Origin of the sequence: Streptomyces sp. NPDC019890 (assembly GCF_044903445.1) — a bacterium.
Taxonomy (GTDB): Bacteria; Actinomycetota; Actinomycetes; order Streptomycetales; family Streptomycetaceae; genus Streptomyces.
The window spans coordinates 199,342-225,906 of the sequence record NZ_JBJDQK010000009.1 but is presented as its reverse complement, the minus strand read 5'-3'; the positions used below and the strand labels follow the sequence as shown (position 1 = coordinate 225,906).

At 70.5% G+C, this 26,565-nt stretch carries 24 protein-coding genes and 1 pseudogene; 14 read left to right on the top strand and 11 right to left on the bottom strand.

What is annotated here, in order from left to right:
- Positions 1-3 precede the first annotated feature (3 nt).
- Positions 4-309: a hypothetical protein gene (locus ACI2LP_RS24625; RefSeq protein ID WP_404726666.1), complete on the top strand. Its 306-nt coding sequence runs from the start codon at positions 4-6 to the stop codon at positions 307-309.
- A 20-nt stretch (positions 310-329) separates the two neighbouring features.
- Positions 330-808: pseudogene (locus ACI2LP_RS24620) on the top strand (DUF2269 family protein).
- A 202-nt stretch (positions 809-1,010) separates the two neighbouring features.
- Here ACI2LP_RS24620 and ACI2LP_RS24615 read toward each other — a convergent pair.
- From ACI2LP_RS24615 to ACI2LP_RS24600, 4 genes are read right to left on the bottom strand one after another with little or no spacing between them, the layout of a single operon-like run.
- Entirely contained in the window at positions 1,011-2,168 is a 1,158-nt protein-coding gene (locus tag ACI2LP_RS24615) for an XdhC family protein (protein ID WP_404726665.1), read from the bottom strand.
- On the bottom strand, positions 2,161-4,332 hold the full coding sequence (locus ACI2LP_RS24610) for a xanthine dehydrogenase family protein molybdopterin-binding subunit (RefSeq protein ID WP_404726664.1): 2,172 nt from the start codon (positions 4,330-4,332) through the stop codon (positions 2,161-2,163). The genes ACI2LP_RS24615 and ACI2LP_RS24610 overlap by 8 nt, the downstream gene beginning before the upstream one ends.
- Positions 4,329-5,321: an FAD binding domain-containing protein gene (locus ACI2LP_RS24605; RefSeq protein WP_404726663.1), complete on the bottom strand. Its 993-nt coding sequence runs from the start codon at positions 5,319-5,321 to the stop codon at positions 4,329-4,331. Before ACI2LP_RS24605 ends, ACI2LP_RS24610 begins: the two co-directional genes overlap by 4 nt.
- Positions 5,318-5,875 (bottom strand): 2Fe-2S iron-sulfur cluster-binding protein, encoded by a 558-nt coding sequence (locus ACI2LP_RS24600; RefSeq protein ID WP_404726662.1) that lies wholly within the window; start codon positions 5,873-5,875, stop codon positions 5,318-5,320. Before ACI2LP_RS24600 ends, ACI2LP_RS24605 begins: the two co-directional genes overlap by 4 nt.
- A gap of 238 nt (positions 5,876-6,113) precedes the next feature.
- Here ACI2LP_RS24600 and ACI2LP_RS24595 point away from each other — a divergent pair, with 238 nt between their 5' ends.
- The 7 genes from ACI2LP_RS24595 (at position 6,114) to ACI2LP_RS24565 (ending at position 13,723) form a co-directional block, all read left to right on the top strand.
- Positions 6,114-6,761 (top strand): TetR/AcrR family transcriptional regulator, encoded by a 648-nt coding sequence (locus ACI2LP_RS24595; protein ID WP_404726661.1) that lies wholly within the window; start codon positions 6,114-6,116, stop codon positions 6,759-6,761.
- A gap of 403 nt (positions 6,762-7,164) precedes the next feature.
- Entirely contained in the window at positions 7,165-8,631 is a 1,467-nt protein-coding gene (gene rox / locus ACI2LP_RS24590) for a rifampin monooxygenase (RefSeq protein WP_404726660.1), read from the top strand.
- A gap of 147 nt (positions 8,632-8,778) precedes the next feature.
- Positions 8,779-9,807, top strand: a complete 1,029-nt coding sequence (gene argC / locus ACI2LP_RS24585) for an N-acetyl-gamma-glutamyl-phosphate reductase (protein ID WP_404726659.1) — start codon at positions 8,779-8,781, stop codon at positions 9,805-9,807.
- A gap of 88 nt (positions 9,808-9,895) precedes the next feature.
- Entirely contained in the window at positions 9,896-11,071 is a 1,176-nt protein-coding gene (gene argJ / locus ACI2LP_RS24580) for a bifunctional glutamate N-acetyltransferase/amino-acid acetyltransferase ArgJ (protein WP_404726658.1), read from the top strand.
- Between the two features lie 15 nt (positions 11,072-11,086).
- Positions 11,087-11,986 carry an acetylglutamate kinase gene (gene argB, locus ACI2LP_RS24575; protein ID WP_360876246.1) on the top strand — a complete coding sequence of 300 codons (900 nt, stop codon included), beginning with the start codon at positions 11,087-11,089 and terminating at the stop codon, positions 11,984-11,986.
- Positions 11,983-13,179, top strand: coding sequence for an acetylornithine transaminase (locus ACI2LP_RS24570; protein ID WP_404726657.1), 1,197 nt, complete (start codon positions 11,983-11,985; stop codon positions 13,177-13,179). The genes argB and ACI2LP_RS24570 overlap by 4 nt, the downstream gene beginning before the upstream one ends.
- A 7-nt stretch (positions 13,180-13,186) precedes the next feature.
- Positions 13,187-13,723, top strand: coding sequence for an arginine repressor (locus ACI2LP_RS24565; protein WP_404726656.1), 537 nt, complete (start codon positions 13,187-13,189; stop codon positions 13,721-13,723).
- A gap of 19 nt (positions 13,724-13,742) precedes the next feature.
- Here ACI2LP_RS24565 and ACI2LP_RS24560 read toward each other — a convergent pair whose 3' ends face one another.
- The 6 genes from ACI2LP_RS24560 to ACI2LP_RS24535 all read right to left on the bottom strand — a co-directional run bounded on the left by ACI2LP_RS24560 (position 13,743) and on the right by ACI2LP_RS24535 (position 19,377).
- On the bottom strand, positions 13,743-14,519 hold the full coding sequence (locus ACI2LP_RS24560; RefSeq protein WP_404726655.1) for an FAD:protein FMN transferase: 777 nt from the start codon (positions 14,517-14,519) through the stop codon (positions 13,743-13,745).
- Complete coding sequence (locus tag ACI2LP_RS24555) at positions 14,519-15,349, bottom strand: FMN-binding protein (protein WP_404726654.1); 831 nt, start codon at positions 15,347-15,349, stop codon at positions 14,519-14,521. The genes ACI2LP_RS24560 and ACI2LP_RS24555 overlap by 1 nt, the downstream gene beginning before the upstream one ends.
- Before the next feature lie 38 nt (positions 15,350-15,387).
- Complete coding sequence (locus ACI2LP_RS24550; RefSeq protein WP_404726741.1) at positions 15,388-16,755, bottom strand: ferric reductase-like transmembrane domain-containing protein; 1,368 nt, start codon at positions 16,753-16,755, stop codon at positions 15,388-15,390.
- 111 nt (positions 16,756-16,866) lie between these two features.
- Positions 16,867-17,574: a L,D-transpeptidase family protein gene (locus tag ACI2LP_RS24545; RefSeq protein WP_404726653.1), complete on the bottom strand. Its 708-nt coding sequence runs from the start codon at positions 17,572-17,574 to the stop codon at positions 16,867-16,869.
- 65 nt (positions 17,575-17,639) lie between these two features.
- The gene (locus tag ACI2LP_RS24540; RefSeq protein ID WP_404726652.1) at positions 17,640-18,224 is read right to left on the bottom strand and encodes a pyridoxamine 5'-phosphate oxidase family protein; all 585 of its coding nucleotides are present in this window, start codon (positions 18,222-18,224) and stop codon (positions 17,640-17,642) included.
- A 43-nt stretch (positions 18,225-18,267) separates the two neighbouring features.
- Complete coding sequence (locus ACI2LP_RS24535; protein ID WP_404726651.1) at positions 18,268-19,377, bottom strand: hypothetical protein; 1,110 nt, start codon at positions 19,375-19,377, stop codon at positions 18,268-18,270.
- Between the two features lie 146 nt (positions 19,378-19,523).
- Between ACI2LP_RS24535 and ACI2LP_RS24530 the strand changes: the two genes are divergently transcribed.
- The 5 genes from ACI2LP_RS24530 to ACI2LP_RS24510 all read left to right on the top strand — a co-directional run bounded on the left by ACI2LP_RS24530 (position 19,524) and on the right by ACI2LP_RS24510 (position 25,500).
- A complete protein-coding gene (locus ACI2LP_RS24530) occupies positions 19,524-20,717 on the top strand; it encodes an argininosuccinate synthase (RefSeq protein ID WP_404726650.1) in 1,194 nt (397 codons plus the stop codon).
- Positions 20,718-20,832: 115 nt separating this feature from the next.
- A complete protein-coding gene (gene argH, locus ACI2LP_RS24525) occupies positions 20,833-22,260 on the top strand; it encodes an argininosuccinate lyase (protein WP_404726649.1) in 1,428 nt (475 codons plus the stop codon).
- Between the two features lie 172 nt (positions 22,261-22,432).
- On the top strand, positions 22,433-23,266 hold the full coding sequence (locus tag ACI2LP_RS24520) for an alpha/beta fold hydrolase (protein WP_404726648.1): 834 nt from the start codon (positions 22,433-22,435) through the stop codon (positions 23,264-23,266).
- Positions 23,267-23,404: 138 nt separating this feature from the next.
- A complete protein-coding gene (locus ACI2LP_RS24515; RefSeq protein ID WP_404726647.1) occupies positions 23,405-23,956 on the top strand; it encodes a TetR/AcrR family transcriptional regulator in 552 nt (183 codons plus the stop codon).
- A complete protein-coding gene (locus ACI2LP_RS24510; protein WP_404726646.1) occupies positions 23,953-25,500 on the top strand; it encodes an MFS transporter in 1,548 nt (515 codons plus the stop codon). The genes ACI2LP_RS24515 and ACI2LP_RS24510 overlap by 4 nt, the downstream gene beginning before the upstream one ends.
- Positions 25,501-25,670: 170 nt before the next feature.
- Here the strand turns inward: ACI2LP_RS24510 and ACI2LP_RS24505 are convergent, their stop codons facing one another.
- Complete coding sequence (locus ACI2LP_RS24505; RefSeq protein ID WP_404726645.1) at positions 25,671-26,291, bottom strand: lysophospholipid acyltransferase family protein; 621 nt, start codon at positions 26,289-26,291, stop codon at positions 25,671-25,673.
- Positions 26,292-26,565 lie beyond the last annotated feature (274 nt).

The following is a 26,565-nucleotide window of genomic DNA, read 5'->3' as shown; positions in this document are numbered from 1 at the left end:
CATATGTCCGTCGAAGGTACCTGGAACCTCGTCATCGCCACCCCGATCGGCAAGCAGCAGGCCGTGCTGCGGCTCTTCACCGAGGACGGCGCACTGCGCGGCGTCGCCACGGGCGATGCGGAGGAGGTCACGCTGTCCGATCTCACACTCCAGGCCGACCGGCTGACCTGGCGGCAGTCGATCACTCGGCCGATGCGCCTCAACCTGGCCTTCGACGTCGCTGTCCACGGCGACGAGCTGACCGGCACAGCCAAGGCCGGCCGGCTGCCCTCCACCAAGGTCACCGGTCACCGCGCCGCGGACGCCTGACGGAAGCCCCCGGAACCGGCATGACGAAATTCCTGCTCACCGTCCACGTCCTGGCGGCCGTCATCGCCATCGGTCCCGTGACCGTGGCCGCCAGCATGTTCCCGCCCTCCACCCGCCGCGCCCTGGCCGCACCCGACGATGCGGCGGCTCTCGCCACGGTGCGGACCCTGCACCGAATCTGCCGGGTCTACGCCGTGATCGCGGTCGTGGTACCGGTGTTCGGCCTGGCGACCGCCAACAGCCTGCACGTACTGGGGAGCCCCTGGCTCCTCACCTCCATCGTGCTGACCGTCGCCGCCGCGGCCGTGCTCGCCGCACTCGTGCTGCCCCGGCAGAGCTCGGTCCTGGCCGCCCTCGACGCCACGGACGGAGCGCGGGACGCGACAGCCCTCCGCCGGACGGCCGGCAACTGGGGATGTACACAGGGGTGTTCAACCTGCTGTGGGCCACCGTGACCGTCCTGATGATCGTCCGCCCCGGATCCACCACAGGCGCCTGATCATGAACTGACCGAGCAGACTCCTCCGGGTCACCACCCCTGTCAGGTCGCACGACACCGCCACCGAATCGGGCCGGGGCAAGGAAGACCGCGCTGATCAAGGCCGGGAGATCGCCAAGGTGCCGGACAATGACCGTCCGCACGCCGGTCGTCCCCCGCGACCTCCAGCACCCGGCCCTCATGGCCTCGCAGCCGAGCCGGGTCACGCCGCCGCTCGGCCGCGGGCCTCGCCTTCCTCTCTCCCGTCCACGTCATGGTGAATGGGCGTCCCCGAACCGGTCAGCGGAACCCCCGTCCCACCCCGGCGCGCCGCGACAATCTCCGCCGTGATGGACAGGGCGGTCTCCTCGGGGGTACGGGCGCCGAGGTCCAGGCCGATAGGGGAGCGCAGGCGGGCCAACTCGCGGTCGGTGACGCCGACTTCGCGCAGCCGCCGGTTGCGGTCCTCATGGGTGCGGCGCGAGCCCATCGCGCCGACGAACGCGACCGGCAGCCGCAGGGCCGTCTCCAGCAGAGGAACGTCGAACTTGGCGTCATGGGTGAGCACGCACAGGACGGTTCGTTCGTCGGTCGCGGTGCGCCGGAGGTAGCGGTGCGGCCAGTCGACCACGAGGTCGTCGGCCTCGGGGAAGCGGACGCGGGTGGCGAAGACCGGCCGGGCGTCGCACACGGTCACGTGGTAGCCGAGGAACTTGCCGGCCCGTACGAGAGCCGTCGCGAAGTCCACGGCGCCGAAGACGATCATCCGGGGTGGCGGCACCCTCGACTCCACGAACAGCGTCACGCCGCCCGGGCAGCGCGTCCCGTCCTCCGCGATCTCGACGGTGCCGGTGCGGCCGGTGTCCAGCATCGCGCGGGCCTCCTCCGCCGCCGTCCGGTCCAGTTCCGGATGTCCGTCGAGGCTGCCCTCGTACGATCCGTCGGGGTGGACGAGCAGCGCCCTGCCGAGCAGTTCGCCCGGGCCCCGGTACACCCGGGCGAGTGCCGCCGCCTCTCCTCGGTCCGCGGCCGACACCCCTGACCGGAACACCTGGAACACCGGCGCGTTGGCGCGCACCGGCGTGATGAGGACTTCGATGACGCCGCCGCAGGTGAGTCCCACCGCGAAGGCGTCCTCGTCGCTGTATCCGAACCGTTCGCGTACCGTCCGGCCGTCCTGGAGCGCCTGGACGCACAGGTCGTACACCGCCCCTTCGACGCAACCGCCGGAGACCGAACCGATGGCGGTGCCGTGACTGTCGACGGCCAGGGCGGCGCCAGGACCGCGCGGCGCGCTGCCGCGGGTGGCCACGACGGTGGCGACGGCGAAATCCCGGCCCTGATCGAACCAGCGGTTCAACTCCTCGGCGATGTCAAACACTCCGGGCTCCCTCCGCCGCCCGACGCCGGGCTTCGTCCGCCGCGCGCAGGACGCGGTCCGGACGGATCGGCAGGTCCCGGTGGCGTACGCCGGTCGCGTGCCACACCGCGTTGGCGATCGCGGCGGCGACGCCCACGACGCCGATCTCGCCGATGCCCTTGATCCCGACCGGGTCGTCCGGGACGGGGTCGTCCACCCAGTCGGCCTCGATGAGCGGCACGTCGGCGTGCGCGGCGAAGTGATAACCGGCGAGGTCGGCACCGACGTGGCCGCCGGAGGCCTGGTCCCTGATCGCCTCCTCGTGGAGGGCCATGGACAGCCCCCAGGTCATTCCGCCGATGAACTGACTGCGGGCGGTGAGCGGGTTGACGATGGTGCCCGCGGCGTAGATGCCGAGCAGCCGTCGCACGCGCACCTCGCCTGTGGTGACATCCACCGCGACCTCGGCGAAGTGTGCTCCGAAGGAGTGCCGTTCCTTCTTCGCGAGGGCGCCGATGGCCTCGGCGGTGTTCGACCGGGCGGTGATCCCCTCCGGCCCGATGCCGCCTCCGAGGGCCACTCGCTCCCGCAGTTCGTCCGCCGCGACCCGCACGGCCCACGCCCAGGAGCGCGTGCCCATTGAGCCGCCGGCGAACATCGCCGGGCCGAGGTCGCTGTCCGCGATGCGCACCCGGATGCGGTCCGGATCCACCTCCAGCGCGTCCGCGGCGACCAAGGCCACCGCGGTTCGTGCGCCGGTCCCGATGTCCGTCGCGTTGATACGCACGGTGAAGGTTCCGTCCGACTCCGCGGTCACGGCCGCCGTCGACGGGCCGGCTCCCGAAGGGTAGGTGGCCGCCGCCGTTCCGGTACCGAGCAGCCAGCGCCCCTCACGGCGCAGGCCGGGACGCGGGTCCCGGTCCGCCCAGCCGAACCTGCGGGCGCCCTCCTCGAAGCAGGCGAGCACATTGCGGCTGCTGAACGGCAGCCCGGACACGGGACCCGACTCGGGTTCGTTGCGTGCGCGCAGCGCGATCGGGTCCATGCCGCACTTCTCGGCCAGTTCGTCGAGGGCGGACTCGAGGGCGAAGGATCCCGGTGCCTCGCCCGGTGCGCGCATCCAGGTCGGGGTCGGCACGTCGAGCCGTACGAGCCGGTGAAGGGTGTGATGCGCGTCGGCGTCGTACATCACGCGTCCCACCACGGCGCTCGACTCGATGAATTCATGCACGGTCGACGTAAGACTCTGCGCCTGGTGGTCGAATGCGCGCAGCCGGCCGTCGGCGTCGGCGCCGAGCCTGATCCGCTGCGCCGTGGGGCTGCGGAAACCGACGAGGGAAAACATTTGACGGCGGGTCAGTACGACGCGGACCGGGCGATGGAGGACGGTCGTGGCCATCACGGCGGCCACCTGGTGCGGGCTCATGCCCTTCGATCCGAAGCCGCCGCCGACGTGTTCGGACCGCACCCGTACGGAGGCCGGATCGAGGGAGAAGAGCTTCGCGAGTTCGCTCGCCACCCAGGTGCTGCCCTGGTTGGAGTCGACGACGTCGAGCCGGCCGCCGTCCCAGCGAGCCGTCGCCGCATGCGGCTCCATCGCGTTGTGGTGCTCCTCCGGTGTGGTGTACTCCTCGTCCACGACGACGGCGGAAGCGTCGAGTTGGGCCGCTACGTCCCCCTTCGCCGTCTCGGCCTGGACCATCGAATTGTTCTCCGGCGTGTACGCACCGGAGTGTCCGGCGAAGAACGCGACGTCGTGCGGCTCCTCGTCGTATCGGACCACCAGCGCCTCGGCGGCCTCCCTGGCCTGCTCGGACGTCTCGGCCACGACCAACGCCACCGGCCAGCCCACGAAGGGCACCCGGTCGTGCTGGAAGATCCCGAGGACCGGGTTCGGCCGCCCCACCATGCCCACATAGTCGGTGTCCACACGCGGCGCGTTCCCGTGGTGCAGCACGGTGAGGACGCCGGGCATGGCCAGGACGGGGGCGTCCTCCACGGAGCGGATACGGCCACGGGCCACGGTCGACAACACCAGCCAGCCATGGGCGAGTTCGGCGAAGGGTATCTCTCCGGCGTAGCGGGCCGCCCCGGTGACCTTGTCGCGGCCCTCCACGCGGGTGTGGGCGGAGCCGACGGCTCCCGTCACGGTGGTGATTCCCGCCGTGGTAGTCGGCGTCGTCATCGGGTCGCCTCCTCGGTGAGTTCGGTCAGCACGGCCACGACGAGGTTGCGCATCAACGTCACCTTGTATCCGTTCTCGGGAAGCGCTTCGGCGGCCGCCAGTTCGGCATCCGCCGCGGCGGCGAACGCCTCCGCGCTCGCCGGGCCGCCGGTCAGCACCCGCTCGGCCGCACGGGCCCGCCAGGGCCGGGACGCGACCGCCCCGAACGCGAGGCGCACTTCGCGTACGACATCGTCCTGGACGTCGAGCGCGGCGGCGATCGAGCCGATCGCGAACGCGTACGAGGCGCGCTCGCGCACCTTCCGGTACCGCGAGTGGGCGGCGACCGGGGCCGGGGGCAGCGTGACGCCGGTGATCAGCGCGCCGGGCGGCAGGGCGGTCTCGATGTGCGGGGTGTCGCCCACGGGCAGATAGAACTGGGGAAACGGCAACTCGCCCGGCCCGTCAGCCGTTTCGTACGAGATGACGGCGTCGAAGGCGGCGAGCGCGACCGCCATGTCCGAGGGGTGGGTGGCGACGCACTGCTCGGAGGCGCCGAGGATCGCGTGGTTGTGGTGCTCGCCCGTGAGGGCGGGGCAACCGCTGCCGGAGGCACGCTTGTTGCACGGTTTGCTGAGGTCGGTGAAGTAGCCGCAGCGGGTCCGCTGGAGCAGATTCCCGCCGACCGTGGCCATGTTGCGCAGCTGTCCCGAGGCGCCGGCCAGGACGGCCTGCGCCAACGCCGGGTAGTGACGCCGTACTTCGGGGTGGGCCGCGAGATCGCTGTTGGTGACGGTCGCGCCGATGTGCAGCCCACCGTCGTGAGTGAACTCGACTCCGTCGAGGGGGAGTTCGGTGATGTCGACGAGCAGCGCGGGCCTTTCCACGCCGGCCTTCATCAGGTCGACGAGGTTGGTGCCGCCGCCGAGGAAGCGGGCGTCGGGATCGGCGCCGAGCAGGGCGAGTGCTCCGGAGACGTCGAAGACGCGTTCGTAGCCGAATTCCCTCATGCCGCCGCCTCCTTGACCTCGGCCTGGGCCGCCTCTGCCGCCCGCGCGACCGCCTGCACGATCGACACATAGGCGCCGCAGCGGCACAGGTTGCCGCTCATCCGCTCGCGGATCTCTTCGGCGGTGAGCGCAGGCGCTCCCGCTTCGGGCCGGACATCGCCGGTCACGGCGCTCGGCCAGCCCGCCGCGTGTTCCTCGATCACCGCGATGGCCGAACAGATCTGCCCCGGTGTGCAGTAGCCGCACTGATAGCCGTCGAGGTCGAGAAAGGCCTGCTGCACCGGATGCAGCCGCTCACCATCGGCCACGCCTTCGATGGTGGTGATCGCGCGCCCCTCGGCCGCGACCGCGAGCTGAAGGCAGGAAACGGCCCGGCGCCCGTCGAGCAGCACCGTGCAGGCGCCGCATTGGCCTTGGTCACAGCCCTTTTTGGTACCGGTCAGATCGAGATGCTCGCGCAGGGCGTCGAGCAGGGTGGTGCGATGGTCGACGGGCAGCGTGTACTTCTCGCCATTGATGTTCAGGGTGATGGCGCTGGACGTCGATGGGGCCATGAGCAGCCTTCTTTCGCATTTCTGATGCGCGTCGAACGAGACGATCCCGGCAGACAGTCCGGGAGGGAGAGGGCGATGCGGGTGAATGAACCGGTGACGATGGGCGCCGGTGGGCCACGCCGGCCGGTCTGGCGCTATGGTGGGCCTAAGTGGACAGCTGTCCGGTAGTCATTGAACTTAGCGGACAGTTGTCCGGTTAGCAAGGCCGGGCTTGGCTGTGATTCCGGAAGGCGGACGGGTGCAGGAAGAGAAGAGCGCGACTCTGCGCTCGGACGCACAACGGAATCGCGAGCGCATCCTGGAAGTCGCACTGGCCGAGCTGACGCGGGCTGCGGACGCCCCGCTGAGCGCGATCGCGAAGAAGGCGGGCGTCGGGCAGGGGACGTTCTACCGCAACTTCCCCAACCGCGAGGCCCTCGTCCTGGAGGTCTACCGCTACGAGATGCAGCAGGTCGCCGACGCCGCTGCACAGCTGCTCCAGACCCGCGCACCCGACCGGGCGCTGAGGGAGTGGATGGACCGCCTGGCCCAGTACGCCATGGCCAAGGCGGGCCTGGCCGACGCGCTGCGGCAGGCCACCAGCAAGTACGGCAGCCTGGCCCAGCTGGGTCATGGCCCGGTGACCGAGGCGGTCACGCTCCTGCTGAACGCGAACGAGGAGGCGGGCACCATCCGCCCGGGGCTGACCCCCGACGACTTCGTGCTCGCCATTGCCGGGCTCTGGCAGATCGACCCGCACAGCGACTGGCGGCCGCGTGCGACGCGACTGCTGGACCTCGTGATGGACGGGCTGCGGGCCGGTGCGTCCGGAGCGGGCGGGCCCACGACGCCTCAGGCTGCGACGGATGAGTCTGAGGCGGACGGACCGGGTGACGGGCGGGTCTGAGGTTCCGCGGCTGCATCCGCAGGCCCAGGGGAGGTCCTCCTGGACCGCCGGCATCGCCGTACGCGGCGCGTCACCGCTTCGGGAGGAGCTTGTCCATCCACATCGGACGACAAAAGGCAAGGAGTACCTACTCCTTGCCACTCGCAACATATAGCGCACAGGGGGCCTTGCGGCAAGGCCCGGGTCGTGCCGCAGAATGGTCGGCCAAGGCCAGGACCTGCGGAAATAGCAGATTCGCGACGTGCGTGTGTTGCTGTCGACGTATGGGTTGCGCGGGAACGTCGAACCGCCGGTGGGACTCACGGTGCGGTTGCGGGGACTCGGCGCGGAGGTGCGGGTGTGCGTGCCGCCGGACTGCGCGGAGCGGCCGACCGGAATTCACTCTCGTTGAATGGGGGCTTTCATGATTGACGTGATCGTGGTCGGCGGCGGACCGACCGGCTTGATGCTGGCCGGCGAGCTGCGGTTGGCCGGAGTGCACGTGGTCGTGCTGGAGAAGTTGACCGAGCCGACCGAGCAGTCCCGCGGGCAGGGCCTGCACGCGCGCAGCGTCGAGATGATGGACCAGCGCGGCCTGCTGGACCGGTTCCTCGCGGTCAGTGAGAAGTTCCAGGTCGGCGGTCTCTTCGGCGGCATCGTCAAGCCGTGGCCGGACCGGCTGGACACGGCGCACCCCTATGGCGTCGCCACCCCGCAGCCGACCACCGAGCGGCTGCTCAACGAGCGCGCCGTCGAACTCGGTACCGAGATCCGGCGCGGCTGCGAAGTGGTCGGGCTGAGCCAGGACGAGGACGGGGTGACCGTCGAGCTGGCGAGTGGGGGCACCCCCGCCCATGAGGGCGTAGCCGGCGGGGGAGGCACGCACCTGCGCTCGCGCTACCTCGTCGGGTGCGACGGCGGCCGCAGTGCGGTGCGCAAGCTGCTCGGCGTCGGTTTCCCCGGCGAGCCCGCCAGGGTCGAGACGCTGCTGGGTGAAATGGAGGTGACCGAGGATCCGGCGACGATTGCCGCCGTCGTCGAGGAAGTCCGCAAGACCCAACTGCGGTTCGGCGTCATCCCCAACGAGGACGGGGTGTGCCGCGTTGTCGTGCCCGCCGACGGGGTGGCCGAGGACCGTGCGGGCGCGCCGACCCTCGAGGAGTTCAAGAAGCAGCTGCGGGCGTTCGCGGGCACCGACTTCGGCGTGCACTCGCCGCGCTGGCTGTCCCGGTTCGGCGACGCCACCCGGCAGGCCGAGCGCTACCGGGTCGGCCGGGTGCTGCTGGCCGGCGACGCCGCGCACATCCACCCGCCGACCGGTGGGCAGGGGCTCAACCTCGGCGTGCAGGACGCGTTCAACCTCGGCTGGAAGCTGGCCGCCGCGGTCAACGGCTGGGCGCCGGAGGGGCTGCTGGACAGCTACCACGCCGAACGGCACCCGGTGGGCGCCCGCGTGCTGGACAACACCCGCGCGCAGATCACGCTGCTGGGAACCGAGCCGGGTGCGACCGCGCTGCGGGAGCTGTTCTCGACGCTGATGGACTTCGAGGAGGTGAACCGGTACGTGACCGAGATGATCACCGCGGTCGGGGTCCGCTACGACTTCGGCGAGGGCCATGAGCTGCTCGGCCGGCGGATGCGGGACGTGAAGCTGAAGCAGGGGCGCCTGTACGAGCTGATGCACGGCGGCCGCGGCCTGCTGCTCGACCAGACCGGCCGGCTCTCGGTGGAGGGCTGGGCGGATCGGGTCGACCACGTCGTCGATGTCAGCGAGGAACTGGACGTGCCCGCGGTGCTGCTGCGGCCGGACGGCCACGTGGCGTGGGTCGGTGAAGATCAGCAGGATCTGCTCAGCCGGCTGCCCAAGTGGTTCGGCGCTGCCGTCGGCTGAGCACGCAGTTGCGGTTCGAATTGGTGGGACCCAAGCGCTATGGGCCAGCTGAATCGCTAGGTCACATGTGGCCGTCGCCGCCTCCACCTTCCGATTGCATAAATCTGCAAGGTTGCGTATAGTCATGCCATCGACGAGGAGGGTTCGATGGCGCTACGAGCGGCAGTGGCAGGAGCGAGCGGTTACGCGGGCGGGGAACTGCTCCGGCTGCTCCTTACCCACCCCGGGATCGAGATCGGCGCCCTCACCGGCAACTCCAACGCGGGCCAGTCGCTCGGTTCCCTTCAGCCGCATCTGTTGCCGCTCGCCGACCGCGTGCTCGAGCCGACCAGTGCCGAGGTGCTGGCCGGGCACGATGTCGTCTTTCTCGCCCTGCCGCACGGACAGTCCGCCGCAGTCGCCGAGCAACTCGGCGACGAGGTCCTGGTCGTCGACATGGGCGCCGACTTCCGGCTGCAGGACGCCGCCGACTGGGAGACGTTCTACGGCTCGCCGCACGCCGGTACCTGGCCCTACGGCCTTCCCGAGCTGCCGGGCGCCCGTGCCGCGCTGGAGGGGTCCAAGCGCATCGCGGTGCCCGGTTGCTACCCCACTGCCGTCTCGCTCGCGCTCTTTCCCGCGTACGCCGCCGGGCTCGCCGAGCCCGAGGCCGTGATCACCGCCGCGTCCGGCACCTCCGGCGCGGGCAAGGCGCCCAAGCCGCATCTGCTCGGCTCCGAGGTGATGGGCTCGATGAGCCCGTACGGTGTCGGCGGCGGCCACCGGCACACCCCCGAGATGATCCAGAACCTGAGCGCGGCGGCAGGGGAGCGGGTCAGCGTCTCCTTCACACCGACCCTGGCGCCCATGGCCCGCGGCATCCTTGCCACCTGCTCCGCCAAGGCGAAGCCGGGCACGACGGCGGAGACCGTGCGGGAAGCGTACGAGAAGGCCCTCGCGGACGAGCCGTTCGTCCACCTCCTGCCGGAGGGGCAGTGGCCCGCCACCGCGTCCGTCCACGGTTCCAACGCTGTTCAGATCCAGGTCGCGTACGACGGGGCCGCGCAGCGCATCATCGCGATCAGTGCCATCGACAACCTCACCAAGGGCACCGCGGGCGGCGCTGTGCAGAGCATGAACCTCGCCCTCGGGCTCCCCGAGGAGACCGGCCTTTCCACGATCGGAGTTGCTCCGTGAGTGAGGCACGCGCAGCCGCCGGGCTGCTGACAGCGACCAAGACAGCACCACTCCGCTGCACGGGCGGAGAAGCGAACAAGGAGATGCAGTGAGCGTCACGGCAGCCAAGGGATTCTCGGCGGCGGGCATCGCCGCCGGGATCAAGGACAGCGGCAATCCGGACCTGGCCCTCGTGGTCAACAACGGTCCGCGCCGAGCCGCCGCGGGCGTCTTCACCTCCAACCGCGTCAAGGCCGCCCCCGTCCTGTGGTCCGAGCAGGTCCTGCGCGGGGGTGAGGTCTCCGCAGTCGTGCTCAACTCCGGTGGCGCCAACGCCTGTACGGGCCCCAAGGGCTTCCAGGACACCCACGCCACCGCCGAGAAGGTCGCCGACGTACTCGGCCGGAGCGCCGGCGAGGTCGCCGTGGCCTCCACCGGGCTGATCGGCGTACTGCTCCCCATGGACAAGCTCCTGCCGGGCATCGACAAGGCCGCGGCCGAGCTGAGCGAGCACGGCGGCGAGAAGGCCGCCATCGCCATCAAGACCACCGACACCGTCCACAAGACCTCCGTGGTCAGCTGGGGGTCCCCCGGGACGGAGTCCGGGGGAGGCTGGACCGTCGGCGGAATGGCCAAGGGTGCGGGCATGCTCGCCCCCGGCCTCGCGACCATGCTCGTCGTCCTCACCACCGACGCCGACCTCGAATCCGCGACCCTCGACAAGGCCCTGCGCGAATCGACCCGCCAGACCTTCGACCGGATCGACTCCGACGGCTGTATGTCCACCAACGACACCGTGCTGCTGCTCGCGTCGGGCGCGAGCGGGATCACGCCCCGGTTCGAGGACTTCGCCGATGCCGTGCAGAGCGTCTGCGGCGACCTGGCCCGGCAGCTCATCGGCGACGCCGAGGGCGCGTCCAAGGACATCCGCATCGAGGTGATCAATGCCGCGAACGAGGACGACGCCGTCGAGGTGGGCCGGTCCATCGCCCGTAACAACCTCCTCAAGTGCGCCATCCACGGCGAGGACCCCAACTGGGGCCGGGTGCTCTCCGCCATCGGCACCACGAAGGCGGAGTTCGAGCCCGACCGGCTCAATGTCGCCATCAACGACGTCTGGGTCTGCAAGAACGGCAGTGTCGGCGAGGACCGCGAGCTGGTCGACATGCGCTACCGCGAGGTGAAGATCACCGCCGACCTTGCCGCCGGGTCCGAGTCCGCCGTCATCTGGGCCAACGACCTCACCGCCGACTACGTCCACGAGAACAGCGCGTACTCCTCCTGAGGACTCTCACGACCCATGAGCACCCGTAAGCACACCGCACTGCCCAAGGCCCAGATCCTCATCGAGGCGCTGCCCTGGCTGACCCGGCACAACGGCAAGACCGTCGTCATCAAGTTCGGCGGCAACGCCATGATCGACGAGGACCTCAAGGCAGCCTTCGCCCAGGACGTCGTCTTTCTGCGCCAGGCCGGCCTCAAGCCGGTCGTCGTGCACGGCGGCGGCCCGCAGATCAGCGCCCAGCTCGACAAGCAGGGCCTGGTCAGCGAGTTCAAGGCGGGCCTGCGGGTCACCACGCCCGAGGCGATGGACATCGTACGGATGGTGCTGGCCGGCCAGGTCCAGCGTGAGCTCGTCGGGCTGCTCAACCAGCACGGCCCGCTCGCCGTCGGCATGACCGGCGAGGACGCCCACACCATCACCGCCACCAAGCACCAGCCGCAGATCGACGGCGAGTTGGTCGACATCGGCCGGGTCGGCGAGATCACCGAGATCGACACGGGCGCCATCCAGGCACTCCTCGACGACGGCCGTATCCCGGTCATCTCCTCCATCGCGCGGTCCGCCGACGACCACCACGTCTACAACGTCAACGCCGACACCGCCGCCGCCGCGCTCGCCGCGGCGCTGGGCGCCGAGACCCTGATGGTCCTCACCGACGTCGAGGGCCTCTACGAAGACTGGCCGAACAGCGACGAGGTGATCAGCAGGCTCAGCGCGAGGCAGCTGGAGAAGCTGCTGCCCGACCTCTCCAGCGGCATGGTGCCCAAGATGGAGGGCTGCCTGTTCGCCGTACGCAACGGGGTCAACACCGCCCGCGTGATCGACGGGCGCGTGCCGCACTCGATCCTGCTGGAGATCTTCACCGACGAGGGCATCGGCACGATGGTCCTGCCCGACGGACAGGGGGAATCATGAGCAACCAGGAACTCACACAGCGCTGGCAGGGCGTGATGACCGACAACTACGGCACGCCGAAGCTGTCGCTCGTCCGTGGCCGGGGCGCCAAGGTCTGGGACGCGGACGGCACCGAGTACACCGACTTCGTCGGCGGTATCGCGGTGAACGCGCTCGGCCACGCACACCCCGCCGTCGTCGAGGCCGTCTCCCGCCAGATCGCCTCCCTCGGTCATGTCTCCAACCTCTATGTCGCCGAGCCGCCCGTCGAACTCGCCGAGCGTCTTGTCCAGCTCTTCGGCCGCCCCGGACGCGTCTTCTTCTGCAACTCCGGTGCGGAGGCCAACGAAGCCGCCTTCAAGATCGGGCGGCTGACGGGCCGTAAGCACATGGTTGCCACGGCCGGCGGCTTCCACGGCCGCACCATGGGCTCCCTCGCCCTGACCGGGCAGCCCGGCAAACAGGAGCCGTTCCTGCCGCTGCCCGGAGACGTCACGCATGTCCCGTACGGCGATGCCGAGGCGCTGCGAGCCGTCGTCACCGAGGAGACCGCGCTCGTGATCATCGAGCCGATCCAGGGCGAGATCGGCGTGGTCGTGCCGCCCAAGGGCTATCTGGAAGCCGCCCGGGAGATCACCCGCGCCACCGGCACCCTGCTGGTGCTCGACGAGGTCCAGACGGGCATCGGACGGACCGGCCACTGGTTCGAGCACCAGGCCCACCAGGGCGTCGAGCCCGATGTCGTCACGCTCGCCAAGGGACTTGGCGGCGGGCTGCCGCTCGGCGCGACGGTCGCCTTCGGCGAGGCCGCTCGGCTGCTGAAGCCCGGCCAGCACGGCACCACCTTCGGCGGGAACCCGGTCGCCTGCGCCGCCGCACTCGCCGTGCTCGACACGCTCTCGGCCGGTGGAACACTCGACGAGGTCAAGCGGCTCGGCGAGAAGATCCGGGACGGAATCGAGTCCCTGCACCACCCGTTGGTCTCCCATGTCCGTGGCGCGGGCCTGCTGCTGGGTATCGTGCTCAACGAGCCCCTCGCGCCCCAGGCGCAGCAGGCGGCTCAGAGCGCCGGCTTCCTGGTGAACGCGCCCGCCCCCGATGTCGTACGGCTGATGCCGTCACTGCTCATCGGCGAGGCGGAGGTGGATGCGTTCCTCCGGGCCCTGCCCGGTGTTCTCGACGCAGTCAGCGGGGATGGACGATCCGGAGAATGAGACGACGATGACCGAGGCGCAGGACACCGAGCACGGCGGGCCCGCCGTACCGCAGACCCGTACGGCCCGCCACCGCCGGATCGTGGACATCCTCAACCGGCAGCCGGTGCGCTCGCAGAGCCAGCTGGCCAAGCTTCTCGCGGACAACGGACTGAACGTCACCCAGGCGACGCTCTCCCGCGACCTCGACGAGCTGGGTGCGGTGAAGATCCGCAACACCGGCGGCGAGCTGATCTACGCGGTGCCCAGCGAGGGCGGATACCGCACCCCGCAGGCTCCCCTCGGCGAGTCGGCCAAGGAGGAGCGGATGCGCCGTCTCTCCGGTGAACTGCTGATCTCCGCCGAGGCCTCGGCCAACCTGGTGGTGCTGCGTACGCCGCCGGGCGCGGCCCAGTTCCTCGCCTCGGCCATCGACCAGGCCGAACTGCACGACCTCCTCGGCACCATCGCGGGCGACGACACGCTGCTGCTCATCAGCCGCGACCCGGAGGGCGGCCAGGCGCTCGCGGACCATCTGCTGCGCCTGGCCCAGAACGACCGCTGAGGCCGTCGGCGGCCGGTCGTCAGACAGCCAACTTCGCCGTGCGGCGGGCGAATCCGCTGGTCTGCCAGGTGCTGCCGTCGGCATTGACGGCGAAACCCTCGGTGTCGGGCAGCTCCTCCAGCCAGTCGCGGGCCCGCCCGCCCATGGCGTACGCGGCGGTCGCCCGGGCGTCCGCACGGGTCAGCCCCGGGCAGAGGACGGTCATCGACGCCATGGCCTGGGCGGGGGGCCGACGGGTGTGCGGGTCGAGAATGTGGCAGCCGCGCTCGGCCGGGCCCGATGTGGCGACGGCGAGGCCGTCGTCGGCCTCGATCACCGTGACGAGCCCGCCCGGGTGCAGCGGGTCACTGACGCCCACCCGCCAGGGGCCGCCGTACAGCTGGATGTCGCCGCCTCCGTTGAGGCAGACCGAATCCGCACCGGACGAGGCGAGCATACGGACCGCGCACTCCACCGCCCAGCCCTTGACCACACCGGTCGGATCCAGCTCGCCGGAGTAGCGGGCGGTGAACCAGCCGTCGCTCTCCCGCTCCGCGTCCGCGCACAGATCGAGCACTTCGGCGACCTCGGTGACACAGTCCCCGAGGGAGAGCTCGCCGCGGGCGAGCCGGCTGACCTGGCTGCCCGGACGGTACGTCGAGAAGATCTCGTCCACACGGTGCAGACCGGCCACGGCGGCGGCGAGTCCGGCGCGCACCCTGGGAGAGTCGCTGCCGTTGGCGATACGGATGTCGAACGAGAACACCGTGCCCATGGAGTGCTCGACATGGCGCACGCGCTCCCGGCCGTCGGGCATCACAGACCCGCCTTGTCGAGTGCGCTCTGCAGGGATTTGATGTAGCCCGCGCTGGTGTAGCTGGCCCCGGAGACCGCGTCGATCTGCGCGCTCTGCGCCGTGACCGCTGCCTGGTTCAGTTGGGGCACGGCGTCGGCGGCGATCCGTCGACTGTTGGCGTCGGCGCTGGGCGCTTTGACGGCGTCGGCGGCGGTGACCTTGCCGCCGCTGACCGTGATCCGGACCTGCACCGGGCCGTACTGGGTGTCGGCCGCGTCGCCGAGGACGGTCTTCGCCGCCGGGGTGCCACCGGAGCCGGTGCCGGTGCCGGAACCCGCACCCGGCTGCGCACCGGACCCGGCCTGCGCGCCGGACCCGTCGTTGCCGGAATTCCCGGCACCGGAACCCCCCGCCCCCGCGGTCCCCGCCTTGTCGAGGGCGCTCTGCAGGGACTTGATGTAGCCCGCGCTGGTGTAACTGGCCCCGGAGACCGCGTCGATCTGCGCGCTCTGCGCCGTGACCGCTGCCTGGTTGAGCTTGGGGATGGCGCTCGCGGCGATCTGCCGGCTCCTGGCGTCGGCGCTGGGCGCCTTCACCGCCTGCGCCCCGGTGATTCTTCCGCCGCTGAGGGTGAGCTGGACCTGGACGTCGCCGTACTGCGTGCCGGCGACGTCACCGAGCACCGTTTGTCCCGCCCCGGCCCCGGCTCCGGCTCCGATTCCGGCGGACGCCGAGCCGGCGGGCGGTACCTGCGAGCCGGTCTGCGACGACGCCTCCGCCACGGTGTTGCCCGGCTGCTTCAGTGCGAGCAGCAGGACGACGCTGGACGCGGTGGCGGCGGCGCCGATCATGATCCGGCGAAGCGGATGTTTCCTCTTCAAGGACGGCCTCACATCTCGAAGGACTCGTGGTGGATCCGGCGGGACGGCACTCCTGCTTCGCGCAGCGCCTGGTACGACTCCTCGGCGAGGCCTGGCGGCCCGCAGAGATAGACGTCGTGCGCGTCGATGTCGGGCAGCACTTCCTTCAGTCGTTTGGCGGTGATCTCGGGCCGTGCCCCGTCGGGACCGTTCACCGCGTACATCAGCTGTGCGTCCCGGCGCTCGGCGATCTGCTGGAGCTCGCTCCAGAGAGCCAGGTCCTGCTTCTTGCTGGCCCGGTAGAGCAGTGTCAGGTCGCCCGGGCCGCCGGGCAGCGTCTCGAACAGCGCCCGCAGCGGGGTGATCCCGGCGCCGCCCGCGATCAGCAGCACCTTGTTGCGGCTCCGGCGGCCGGCGGTCATGGCTCCGTACGGGCCTTCCGCCCAGACCCGCGTCCCCGGCTCCAGCCGGGAGAGGGCCGTGCTGTGCCTGCCGACCGCCTTGACGGTGATACGCATCAGGGTGGGGCGGGGCGGGGCGGAGAGCGAGTACGGATTGGCGCTCCAGCGCAGGCCCTTGGTGAGGAACCGCCAGCGGAAGAACTGACCCGCCTCGGCGCCCAGCCGGTGCAGCCGTCGCCCGGTGATCAGCACGGAGACCACACCGGGCGCCTCGTCCACGGTCGACTCGACCCGCATCCGGTGCCAGAGATTGAGCCGCACGGGCGACAGGACGCGGTACCAGAGCAGCAGCGCTCCGACCGCTCCGTACAGCACGTACCAGACGGTGCGCACGGTCGGGTTCGCCACGAACTCGGCACCCGTCGCCAGCTGGTGCCAGAAGGTCAGATACACCGCGACATAGGTGAGAAGGTGCAGGTAGTACCACGTCTCGTAGGACATCCGGCGGCGTACCATCCCGGCCGAGGCGAAGCCGATGAGCAGCAGGAGCCCGGTGCCGATCGCCGCCTTGATCATTTCGGGGAAGTCGACGACGACGGTGACGGTCTGCTCCACGAGACCGGTACGGGCCTGGACGGCGTAGCCCCAGACGGTCAGCACGACATGCGCGACGATCAGGCTGATCGCGTAGCGGCCGCTCATCGCGTGCCAGCGGGTCACCCGGTCGGAACCCACCCGCCGTTCCAGGGCCGGGACGCGTGCCATCAGCAGCACCACCAGCGCGATCATGTATCCGCCCAGCAGCCCGGTGATCCGGCCGGCACCGATCAGCCACTCGGCGGTGGTCATGTGCACCACCGCGGTGTTCTGCCACCACAGGGACAGCACGGCCACCGCCCCCGCCCAGGCGACGGCCAGCAGCGCCACCGCCGGGTCACGCCGGGGGCGGATCGCCCGCATGGTCTGGCGTCTCGCGGCCCGACCGCTCTGCAACATCGCCACGACTGCTCCTCGGCTGTACCACTTTCGCGTACGGGAATACGCATACGAGGCGCGTGGAGTTCAACTCGAGGGGCGCTTGTGCAATCTGTGAGTCGGCCGCCCCCGTCAGTAGCGCGTTACGGCCGTGCGTCCCGAAGCGGTGCCGATGGCGATGTGCGGGCCGCGGTGCGGGTCGGCCCAGGCCAGGATCCGGCGCATCGCCGTGTCCGGCACCGACACACAACCGGCCGTCGCGCCACGCCCGTTGACATGCAGAAAGATCCCGGCCCCGCGCTCGCGCACCGGGCGGGCGTAGTTGAAGCCGATGACCATGGCGTGGGCGTACTGGACCGGGTACGAGACGAGATGCTCGGACTCGTTCGCCCGGCAGTCCTTGGGCAGGCCCTCCACCCAGCGGTTGTAAGAGAGGGACGCGTTGTCCTGGCACCACCAGGACTTGTTCGTCACCCGGCGATAGGCGTAGTCGGTCCCGGCGGGCGCGGCCTTGATCCCGAAGGCGTACGGGAGGTCGTAAAGGCCCGTCGGTGTGGTGGAGGTGCTCTGCTTGCGGCGGGCGCCCTCGACCAGTCCTTTCGCCCCGAACCGGGCCGTGGCCGAGCCCGCCGCCACCCACCGCCCGTCGGATCGGCGGTCCCACCAGGTCACCTTCCCGGTGGTGGACCCCGGGCCCGGGGCCTCGGCGGTGATCAGCTGGCTGCCGCCGCCAGTGTCGGCCATCCGCTCGGGGAGCGGGGCCGCGCGGGTGGGGGAGGCCGCGACCGTACCGGCAGCGAGAAGGAGCAGGACGGAGCCAAGTGAGAGACGGGGGCGCATGGTTCACGACCGTACGCGGGCCGCGGCCGGTGCGCTGCCGTCCTGGGCCGTTCGGCCCACCGGATTCAAGGGGTCGGCGGAAGCGGCAGCGGGAGCCCCGGAAGCCCGTCCATGCTGGTGGCGATGTCCGGCTTCTTCTCGAAGTAGGCGCTGAGTGACGCGTCGTCTTCGCGCGAGAACCGCTGGCCGTGCGTCTCGCGGTCACTGTCGTACGTCATGTACGGCACGGCGAACCCGCAGCTGTCCCGGATGACTTCGGCCCGAACGACGATGATGGCACGGAGTCCGTGCGGGGCGGTGTCGATGTCCGGGAAGCAGGTGAGCAGCTCCTTCCAGCGCGGGTCGTCGCGGAAGACGGGCTCGCCGCGGCCGTGCACCCGCACGATGGTCGGCGGCCCCTGGAAGGCGCACCACATCAGGGTGATGCGGCCGTTCTCGCGGAGGTGGGCGATGGTCTCGTTGTGGCTACCGGCGAAGTCGAGGTAGGCCACGGTCCGGTCGTCGATGACGGCGAAGGAGCCCATCAGACCCTTGGGGGAGAGGTTGACGGTGCCGTCGCCGGAGAGGGGTGCGGTCGCGGTGAAGAAGAGGGGCTGTGCCTCGATGAAGGTGCGCAGTCGGCCGTCGATCCGTTCATAGAGCTTTCCCATGCCATGGATTATTGGCGATCGGGGACGTCCGCCGTGTCCGATTTCATTCGGTGATACCCAACTCCTGCCGCAGCCGTGTCAGTACATGATCGCTGAACAGGTGCGTACAGCGGTTCAGGAGCGCGGCCACCTCGGCGTCGCCGCGCCGCACACCGGTCGGCGGCACCGCCCACAGCTGGATCGCCGGACCGGCCAGCGCCTTCAGCCTCGGGTTCTCGTCCGTCAGCAGTTGCACCGCCGCCCGGAGCTGGGCGACGCCGCCCTGCGCACGCAGCAGCCGGAAGGCCGCCTTCCTGGTGTGGACAGGGCGGTCCCCGGTGAGCCGCAGCGAGAGCCATGCCTCGGGCAGCCGGACCGCGGACGGGAGCAGGGCGGTGGCCGCCTCGCGGGCCACGGACGGCGCAAGGTCGTCCAGCAGCGGCAGCAGCAGCTCTGCGTCGGCTCGTTCGAGCAGACGCAGACCGGCGACCGCACCGGCGCGGACCGCGCCGGACGGGTGACCGAGCAGCGGCACCAGCAGTACGGCGTCCGTACGCGTGCCGCACTCGGCCAGTCCCAGCGGCGCGGCGGACGGCAGATACCGGGCCGAGGGGTCGGCGCACAGCGCACGGTAGAGCGGCAGCGGATCGGTGCCGTGCTGCCGCAGCACCCAGCGCGCGCAGGCGCGTACCAGACCGGATCGGTCGACGAGGAAGGGCTTGGCCTGTGCCGGACGCCCCGCCCGGCGCAGCGCGGTGACCCCCGCGGAGCGCACCCGTGGCTGGCGGGAGCCCAGCAGCGGGCCCAGCACCTCGTCGTACGCACCGTCGCGCACGGTGGCGAGGGCCGCCTCGGCACAGACGTCCTGGATGACGACGTCGTCGTCACCGGAGGCGGCACGGGCGAGCCGCACCGGGGAGAGCAGCCGCTCCTGGACCGCGAGTCGATGAGCGAACCGGCGCGTGGCGCGGTCCTCGCTCGCCAGCAGAGCTTCGACGTTCTCCCGCTTCCCCCTGCGGAGGGTTCGGTCCAGCAGGTCGCGGGCGAAGGCGCCGTGGCTGCGCCAGGCCACTCGGAGCACCAGGGCGGCAAGGGTGACCAGCTCCGGCCCGCTGACCTTGGGCAGAGCCTTCCCGAGGAGCGGCCGGGCCCTCTCCCGCACTGGCGCGGCCACCCGGTCGCCCCTGCGAAGCGCCGATCGTAGACGCGGCGCATGGCCGGGCGCCGCCGAGTATGTGCACGCCCACAGACCGCGTTGACAAAACATACGGAGGTCTGCATAGTTATACTCATCACCGAATGCACCGTAAGGAGAAACCCGTGACCGAGCGCGTCGTACTCGCCTACTCGGGCGGTCTGGACACCTCCGTCGCCATCGGCTGGATCGCCGAGGAGACGGGCGCCGAGGTCATCGCCGTTGCCGTGGACGTCGGCCAGGGTGGCGAGGACCTGGACGTCATCCGCAAGCGCGCGCTCGCCTGCGGTGCCGTGGAGGCCGAGGTCGCGGACGCGAAGGACGAGTTCGCCGACGAGTACTGCCTCCCGGCGATCAAGGCCAACGCTCTCTACATGGACCGCTACCCGCTGGTCTCCGCGCTCTCCCGGCCGACGATCGTCAAGCACCTCGTCGCCGCCGCCACGAAGCACGGCGCGACCACGGTCGCCCACGGCTGCACCGGCAAGGGCAACGACCAGGTGCGGTTCGAGGCCGGCATCGTCGCTCTCGCGCCCGACCTGAAGTGCATCGCCCCGGTCCGTGACTATGCGATGACCCGGGACAAGGCGATCGCCTTCTGCGAGGAGAAGCAGCTCCCGATCGCAACCACCAAGAAGTCGCCGTACTCCATCGACCAGAACGTCTTCGGGCGCGCCGTCGAGACCGGCTTCCTGGAGGACATCTGGAACGCGCCGATCGAGGACATCTACGAGTACACCTCGAACCCGGCCCTGCCGCGCGAGCCCGACGAGGTCGTCATCTCCTTCAAGGAGGGCGTCCCGGTCGCCATCGACGGCAAGCCCGTCTCCGTACTGCAGGCGATCCAGCAGCTCAACGAGCGGGCCGGCGGGCAGGGCATCGGCCGGATCGACATGGTCGAGGACCGTCTTGTCGGCATCAAGTCCCGTGAGGTCTACGAGGCACCGGGCGCGATCGCGCTGATCACCGCCCACCAGGAGCTGGAGAACGTCACGGTCGAGCGTGAGCTGGCGCGGTACAAGCGGCAGGTCGAGCAGCGCTGGGGCGAGCTGGTCTACGACGGCCTGTGGTTCTCCCCGCTCAAGCGCGCCCTGGACGGCTTCATCAACGAGGCCAACCAGCACGTCACGGGTGACATCCGGATGACCCTGCACGGCGGCCGCGCCGTCGTCACCGGCCGGAAGTCGGACGAGTCGCTGTACGACTTCAACCTCGCCACGTACGACTCGGGCGACACGTTCGACCAGTCGAAGGCGCAGGGTTTCATCGACATCTTCGCTCTGTCGTCGAAGATCGCCTCGAAGCGTGACCTCGCCTGATTCCATACGCGTACGAAGCCGCCTCCCCGTACCTCCGCTGGGGGTCCCCCAGGCCCGCCGGGGCCCGGGGGGAGGGGAGGCGGTCGCACATCCACCCTCTTGAGGAGCTTCTGCTGTGAGCAGCAACAACGGTGACGTCCGGCTCTGGGGCGGCCGGTTCGCCGACGGTCCGGCCGAGGCACTGGCCAAGCTGTCGGCGTCGGTGCACTTCGACTGGCGGCTCGCACCGTACGACATCGCCGGTTCGCGTGCCCACGCGCGCGTGCTGCACAAGGCCGGGCTGCTGACGGCGGACGAGCTGGAGCGCATGCTTGCTGGGCTCGACCGGCTCGAAGCGGATGTGGCGTCCGGCGACTTCGTCGGCACGATCGCCGACGAGGACGTGCACACCGCGCTGGAGCGCGGGCTGCTGGAGCGGCTGGGCCCAGACCTCGGCGGCAAGCTGCGGGCGGGACGCTCCCGCAACGACCAGGTCGCGACGCTCTTCCGGATGTATCTGCGGGACCACGCGCGGATCATCGGCGGCCTGATCGCCGAGCTCCAGGAAGCGCTCGTGTCTCTGGCCGAGGCCCACCCGGACGTGGCGATGCCGGGCCGTACGCACCTCCAGCATGCGCAGCCGGTGCTCTTCGCCCACCACGTGCTGGCCCATGTCCAGTCCCTGTCCCGCGACGCGGAGCGGCTGCGGCAGTGGGACTCGCGGACCGCGGTCTCCCCGTACGGCTCGGGCGCGCTGGCGGGATCCTCGCTCGGACTCGATCCGGAGGCGGTCGCGGCGGACCTCGGCTTCGAGCACGGCAGCGTCGGGAACTCCATCGACGGCACGGCCTCCCGTGACTTCGTCGCGGAGTTCGCCTTCATCACCGCCATGATCGGTGTGAACCTCTCCCGGATCGCGGAGGAGGTCATCATCTGGAACACGAAGGAGTTCTCCTTCGTGACCCTGCACGACGCGTTCTCGACGGGCTCGTCGATCATGCCGCAGAAGAAGAACCCGGACATCGCGGAACTGGCGCGCGGCAAGTCGGGCCGCCTGATCGGCAACCTCACCGGGCTGCTCGCCACCCTGAAGGCCCTGCCCCTCGCGTACAACCGCGACCTCCAGGAGGACAAGGAGCCGGTCTTCGACTCCTGCGATCAGCTGGAGGTCCTGCTCCCGGCGTTCACCGGCATGATGGCGACGCTCACGGTCAACCGCGAACGGATGGAGGAGCTGGCCCCGGCCGGTTTCTCGCTGGCGACGGACATCGCGGAGTGGCTGGTCAAGCAGGGCGTGCCGTTCCGGGTGGCGCACGAGGTCGCGGGTGAGTGCGTCAAGGTCTGTGAGCAGCAGGGCATCGAACTCGACCAGCTGACGGACGCGCAATTCGCCAAGATTTCGCCGCATCTGACGCCAGATGTCCGTACGGTCCTCAATGTGCCCGGCGCGCTGGCCTCGCGGAACGGTCGCGGCGGCACGGCGCCCTCGGCGGTGGCCGTCCAACTCGCCGAGGTGAAGGCCGACCTGGCCGTGCAGCGGGCGTGGGCGGACGCCAAGCGCTGACAGTCGAGCGCACGTCGCCACCGCACCGGCCAGGGCACATGCCCTGGCCGGTGTGACATTTTCCGACGACGCATGTCTTGACGCGCCAGTAACACGGAAGCAAATATTCCGTATCCCGGTCGGCATTGCCGAACACCCGCGTCACGACCGGAGCACGGAAAGGCCCCACGCCATGCGTCTACGCAACCTCATCCGCCCGCTGATCTCGGCCGCCGCGGTGGCGGTACTCGGCGCGGCGGGGCTCGCCTCATCCGGAACCGCCTCGGCCGCGGAGCCTGCCGTCGCCCCGCCCGGCGCCAACGACTGGTCCTGCAAGCCGGACGCGGCGCACCCGCAGCCCGTCGTCCTGGTCAACGGCACCTTCAAGACGATGGCGGAGAACTGGGCCACGCTCTCGCCGAAGCTGGCCTCCGAGGGCTACTGCGTCTTCGCGTTCGACTACGGCGAGGCGGCCACCGCCCCGATCCCCGACTCGGCGGCGCAGTTGCGCGACTTCGTCGACACCGTGCGCAGCAGAACGGGTGCCAAGAAGGTCGACCTCGTCGGCCACAGCCAGGGCGGCATGATGCCGCGCTACTACGTGAAGTTCCTCGGCGGGGCGACCAAGGTGGACGACCTGGTCGGCATTGTGCCGTCCAATCACGGCACGTCGAACCCGCTGGCGCTCGCCGCCGGTGCCACCGTCTGCCCTTCCTGCGTGGACCAGACGGCCGGCTCCGAGCTGCTGACGAAGCTCAACGCCGACCCCGAGGCGCCGGCCGGCCCCGACTACACGCAGATCGCAACGCGCTACGACGAGGTCGTGCTCCCGTACACCAGCTCCTACCTCAAGGGTTCCGGCCGCTACGTCACCAATGTGCTGCTCCAGGACGCCTGTCCGCTCAGCACTTCGGAGCACGACCAGGCACCCAAGGATCTCGTCGTCGCCCAGTGGGTGCTCAGCGCCCTGGGGCGGTCCGGTCCCGCCGACCCGGGCTTCCGGCCCGACTGCCTGCCCGTCGGCTGATCCTCCGCTGACCTCAGCCGCCTGACCGGACGAGCCTCATGGCCGGTCAGGCGGCTTCGTGCTGCCCTCCGGTACGGCGGATGAGACATCCATACCCCGAGTGAGACAAGAATGTCTCATCTGGGGTACAGTCGTCTCATGGCCATGGATCGTGAACAGGTGCTCCACACCGCCGCCGCCCTCCTCGCCCGCAAATCGACCGCCACCATGGACGAGGTCGCGCGCGCCGCCGGGATCGGCCGTGCCACGCTGCACCGGCACTTCGCCGGGCGTGATGTGCTCGTCAAGGCGCTGGAGCAACTCGGCATCCAGGAATTCCAGCGCGCCCTCGACCGGGCGCGGCTCGACGAGGGCGGGGCCGGTGACGCACTGCGGCGGCTCATCGCGGAGATGGAGCCGACCGCCGATCTCCTCGCCTTTCTCGTCACCGAGAACCAGCTCTTCGAGGGCGACCAGGTCAACGAGGGCTGGGCCAGGCTCGACGCGCGGGTGTCCGCGCTCTTCCGGCGTGGCCAGGAACAGGGCGAGTTCCGTATCGACATGTCGCCCGCATGGCTGACCGAGGCTCTCTACGGGCTCATCGGCACCTGCGCCTGGGCCGTCATGGACGGCCGGGTCGCCAAGAACGACTTCCAGTACATGATCGCCGAGCTGCTGCTCGGCGGAGCACAACGGAGTGTGGAGAAATGAGCAGCACCGTCCAGCGCACGACCGGGACGGACGAAACCCTGTACCGTCCCGGGCGCTGGCTCGCGCTCGCGGTACTCGTCCTGGCCGTACTGCTGGTGGCCGTCGACGCCACCGTCCTCGGGCTCGCGACCCCTTTCCTCAGCGAGGACCTGAAACCCTCAGGCACCCAGCTGCTGTGGATAGGTGACGTCTACTCATTCATCATCGCGGGCCTGCTCGTCTCCATGGGCAGCCTCGGCGACCGCATCGGCCGCAAGAAGCTCCTGCTGTTCGGCGCGGTCGCGTTCGGTGCGGTCTCCGTACTCAACGCGTACGCCACCAGCCCCGAGATGATGATCCTCGCCAGGGCGCTCCTCGGCGTCGCCGGCGCGACCCTGATGCCCTCCACCCTCGCGCTGATCCGCAATATCTTCCACGACCCCAAGGAGCGCAGCGTCGCCATCGGCATCTGGGGCGCGATGGCCTCGGCCGGCGCGGCCGTCGGGCCGGTCGTCGGCGGCTTCCTGCTCGAACACTTCTGGTGGGGCTCGGTCTTCCTGATCAACCTGCCGGTGATGGCTGTCCTGGTGCTGGTCGGCGTCAAGCTGCTGCCCGAGTCGAAGAACCCCGTGGCCGGGCCCTGGGACCTGAACAGCGTCGTACTGTCCCTCATCGGCGTGGTCGGCGTGGTCTACGCCGTCAAGGAGGCGGCGACGCACGGCGCGAGCTGGGAGGCCGCCGGCGCGGCGATGATCGGTCTTGGCGCGCTCCACCGATTCGTACGCAGGCAGTTGACGCTGCCGGCACCGCTCCTGGACATGCGGCTGTTCCGGCACCGCGGCTTCTCCGGCGCGGTGCTCGCCGACCTGCTCACCATCCTCGGCCTGTCCGGCCTGGTCTTCTTCCTCTCCCAGTTTCTGCAACTGGTCCAGGGCCGGGAGCCGTTCGAGGCCGGTCTGGCCGAACTGCCCGCCGCGATCGGCGCGGTGGCGACGGGTCTGGCCGCCGGTACGGTGGCGCGCCGGTTCTCCGTACGGTCCGTGGTGGCCGGGGGTCTCGCGGCAGTGGGCCTCGCCCTCGCCGCGCTGACCCTTGTCAGCCAGTCCACCGGCTACCCGCTGCTCGGCGCGGCCCTGCTGGTCGTCGGCGTCGGTGCGGGATTCTCCTTCACCGTCACGGCGGACGTCATCCTGTCCAGTGTGCCGAAGGAGCAGGCGGGCGCGGCGTCCGCGGTCTCGGAGACGGCGTACGAACTGGGCGCGGCGCTCGGCATCGCGCTGCTCGGGTCCATCGTCACCGGCGTGTACCGCGGGTTCGCGACCCCGGCGGGTGTCCCGGCCGGTACGGCGTCCGCGGCCCACGAGTCGCTGGGCGGCGCGGTCGAGGCGGCGGCGACGCTGCCGCAGCAGCGGGGCGCGGATCTGCTGGCCGCTGCGCAGGAGTCGTTCACTGACGGACTGCGGCTGGCGTCCGGGGTCGGCGCGGCGGTGCTGCTGGCGACCGCGGCGGCGGCGTGGTTCCTGCTGCGGGGCCAGCGGCTCGAGGAGGGCCTGGAGCACCCGTGATGCCCTGAGCGCGTGTGCGCCTCGCGGCGCGTGTCGGCCCCTGCGGGCCAGGCGTACGTGCCGGGTCCTTCGTGCCCCGCGCGCCGCGTCCGGTCCGCCGCACAACGAAGCCGCAGGCCGAAAGGGCGGGCCCCGGTCGGGGCCCGCCCTTCACGTCACCCCCGCGGCCGTCAGGCCGCCTTCGCCTTCGTGGCGTACATGTCCACGTACTCCTGCCCCGACAGCTCCATCACCTCGGTCATCACCGAGTCCGTCACCGCCCGCAGCACATAGCGGTCCCGGTCCATACCGTCGTAGCGCGAGAACTCCATCGGCTCGCCGAAGCGGATGGTCACCCGGCCCGGCCGCGGCAGGCCCGCGCCGCCCGGCTGGAGCTTGTCCGTGCCGATCACCGCGAACGGGACCACCGGCGCGCCCGTCATCAGCGTCAGCCTGGCGATGCCCGTACGCCCCCGGTACAGGCGGCCGTCGGGGGAGCGTGTGCCCTCCGGGTAGATGCCGAAGATCCTGCCCTCTTCCAGCACCCGACGGCCTGTCATCAGCGCCGCCACACCGCCGTTCGCGCCGTCGCGGTCCACCGGGATCATTCCGGAGCCGGTGAAGAACCAGGCCATCGCCCGGCCCTTGAGGCCCTTGCCCGTGACGTACTCGTCCTTGCCGATGAAGTGAACCGGACGGTCGCAGACCAGTGGGAGGATCATCGAGTCGATGAACGTCAGATGGTTTCCGGCGAGGATCACCGGACCCGTTCCGGGAATGTTCCCGGCGCCCTCCACACGGGGACGGAACATCAGGCGCAGGATCGGTCCTAGCACGGCCTTGATGAGCGACAAGCGGGACAACGGGTCCTCCGGTGTCATGAACGGGGTCGTGGGGGCGGACAGTAGCGGCGGCGAAGTCTCTGCAGGTGAGGACGATACTCGCGGGTCACACCTGATCGCACATCGGGTTCATCGAGCGGACACGCAGTGTTGACGTGTGTTTTCGCTGCGTTCGCCCAGGGTCTGCCGCAGGTAAGGGGTATCTGCCTACGATCGGGCGTCGCTTGACAGGTGCGGGACATCA

What these genes read in the sequence shown, in the direction of transcription:
- ACI2LP_RS24610 (WP_404726664.1), bottom strand. Translation starts at nt 4,332, where the DNA reads ATGACGACGCCGACTACCACGGCGGGAATCACCACCGTGACGGGAGCC.
- ACI2LP_RS24550 (WP_404726741.1), bottom strand. Translation starts at nt 16,755, where the DNA reads ATGTTGCAGAGCGGTCGGGCCGCGAGACGCCAGACCATGCGGGCGATC.
- ACI2LP_RS24510 (WP_404726646.1), top strand. Translation starts at nt 23,953, where the DNA reads ATGAGCAGCACCGTCCAGCGCACGACCGGGACGGACGAAACCCTGTAC.
- argC (WP_404726659.1), top strand. Translation starts at nt 8,779, where the DNA reads ATGGCGCTACGAGCGGCAGTGGCAGGAGCGAGCGGTTACGCGGGCGGG.
- ACI2LP_RS24515 (WP_404726647.1), top strand. Translation starts at nt 23,405, where the DNA reads ATGGCCATGGATCGTGAACAGGTGCTCCACACCGCCGCCGCCCTCCTC.
- ACI2LP_RS24505 (WP_404726645.1), bottom strand. Translation starts at nt 26,291, where the DNA reads ATGTTCCGTCCCCGTGTGGAGGGCGCCGGGAACATTCCCGGAACGGGT.
- argB (WP_360876246.1), top strand. Translation starts at nt 11,087, where the DNA reads ATGAGCACCCGTAAGCACACCGCACTGCCCAAGGCCCAGATCCTCATC.
- ACI2LP_RS24605 (WP_404726663.1), bottom strand. Translation starts at nt 5,321, where the DNA reads ATGAGGGAATTCGGCTACGAACGCGTCTTCGACGTCTCCGGAGCACTC.
- ACI2LP_RS24625 (WP_404726666.1), top strand. Translation starts at nt 4, where the DNA reads ATGTCCGTCGAAGGTACCTGGAACCTCGTCATCGCCACCCCGATCGGC.
- ACI2LP_RS24565 (WP_404726656.1), top strand. Translation starts at nt 13,187, where the DNA reads ATGACCGAGGCGCAGGACACCGAGCACGGCGGGCCCGCCGTACCGCAG.
- rox (WP_404726660.1), top strand. Translation starts at nt 7,165, where the DNA reads ATGATTGACGTGATCGTGGTCGGCGGCGGACCGACCGGCTTGATGCTG.
- ACI2LP_RS24560 (WP_404726655.1), bottom strand. Translation starts at nt 14,519, where the DNA reads ATGCCCGACGGCCGGGAGCGCGTGCGCCATGTCGAGCACTCCATGGGC.
- ACI2LP_RS24545 (WP_404726653.1), bottom strand. Translation starts at nt 17,574, where the DNA reads ATGCGCCCCCGTCTCTCACTTGGCTCCGTCCTGCTCCTTCTCGCTGCC.
- ACI2LP_RS24540 (WP_404726652.1), bottom strand. Translation starts at nt 18,224, where the DNA reads ATGGGAAAGCTCTATGAACGGATCGACGGCCGACTGCGCACCTTCATC.
- ACI2LP_RS24600 (WP_404726662.1), bottom strand. Translation starts at nt 5,875, where the DNA reads ATGGCCCCATCGACGTCCAGCGCCATCACCCTGAACATCAATGGCGAG.
- ACI2LP_RS24570 (WP_404726657.1), top strand. Translation starts at nt 11,983, where the DNA reads ATGAGCAACCAGGAACTCACACAGCGCTGGCAGGGCGTGATGACCGAC.
- ACI2LP_RS24555 (WP_404726654.1), bottom strand. Translation starts at nt 15,349, where the DNA reads ATGATCGGCGCCGCCGCCACCGCGTCCAGCGTCGTCCTGCTGCTCGCA.
- ACI2LP_RS24520 (WP_404726648.1), top strand. Translation starts at nt 22,433, where the DNA reads ATGCGTCTACGCAACCTCATCCGCCCGCTGATCTCGGCCGCCGCGGTG.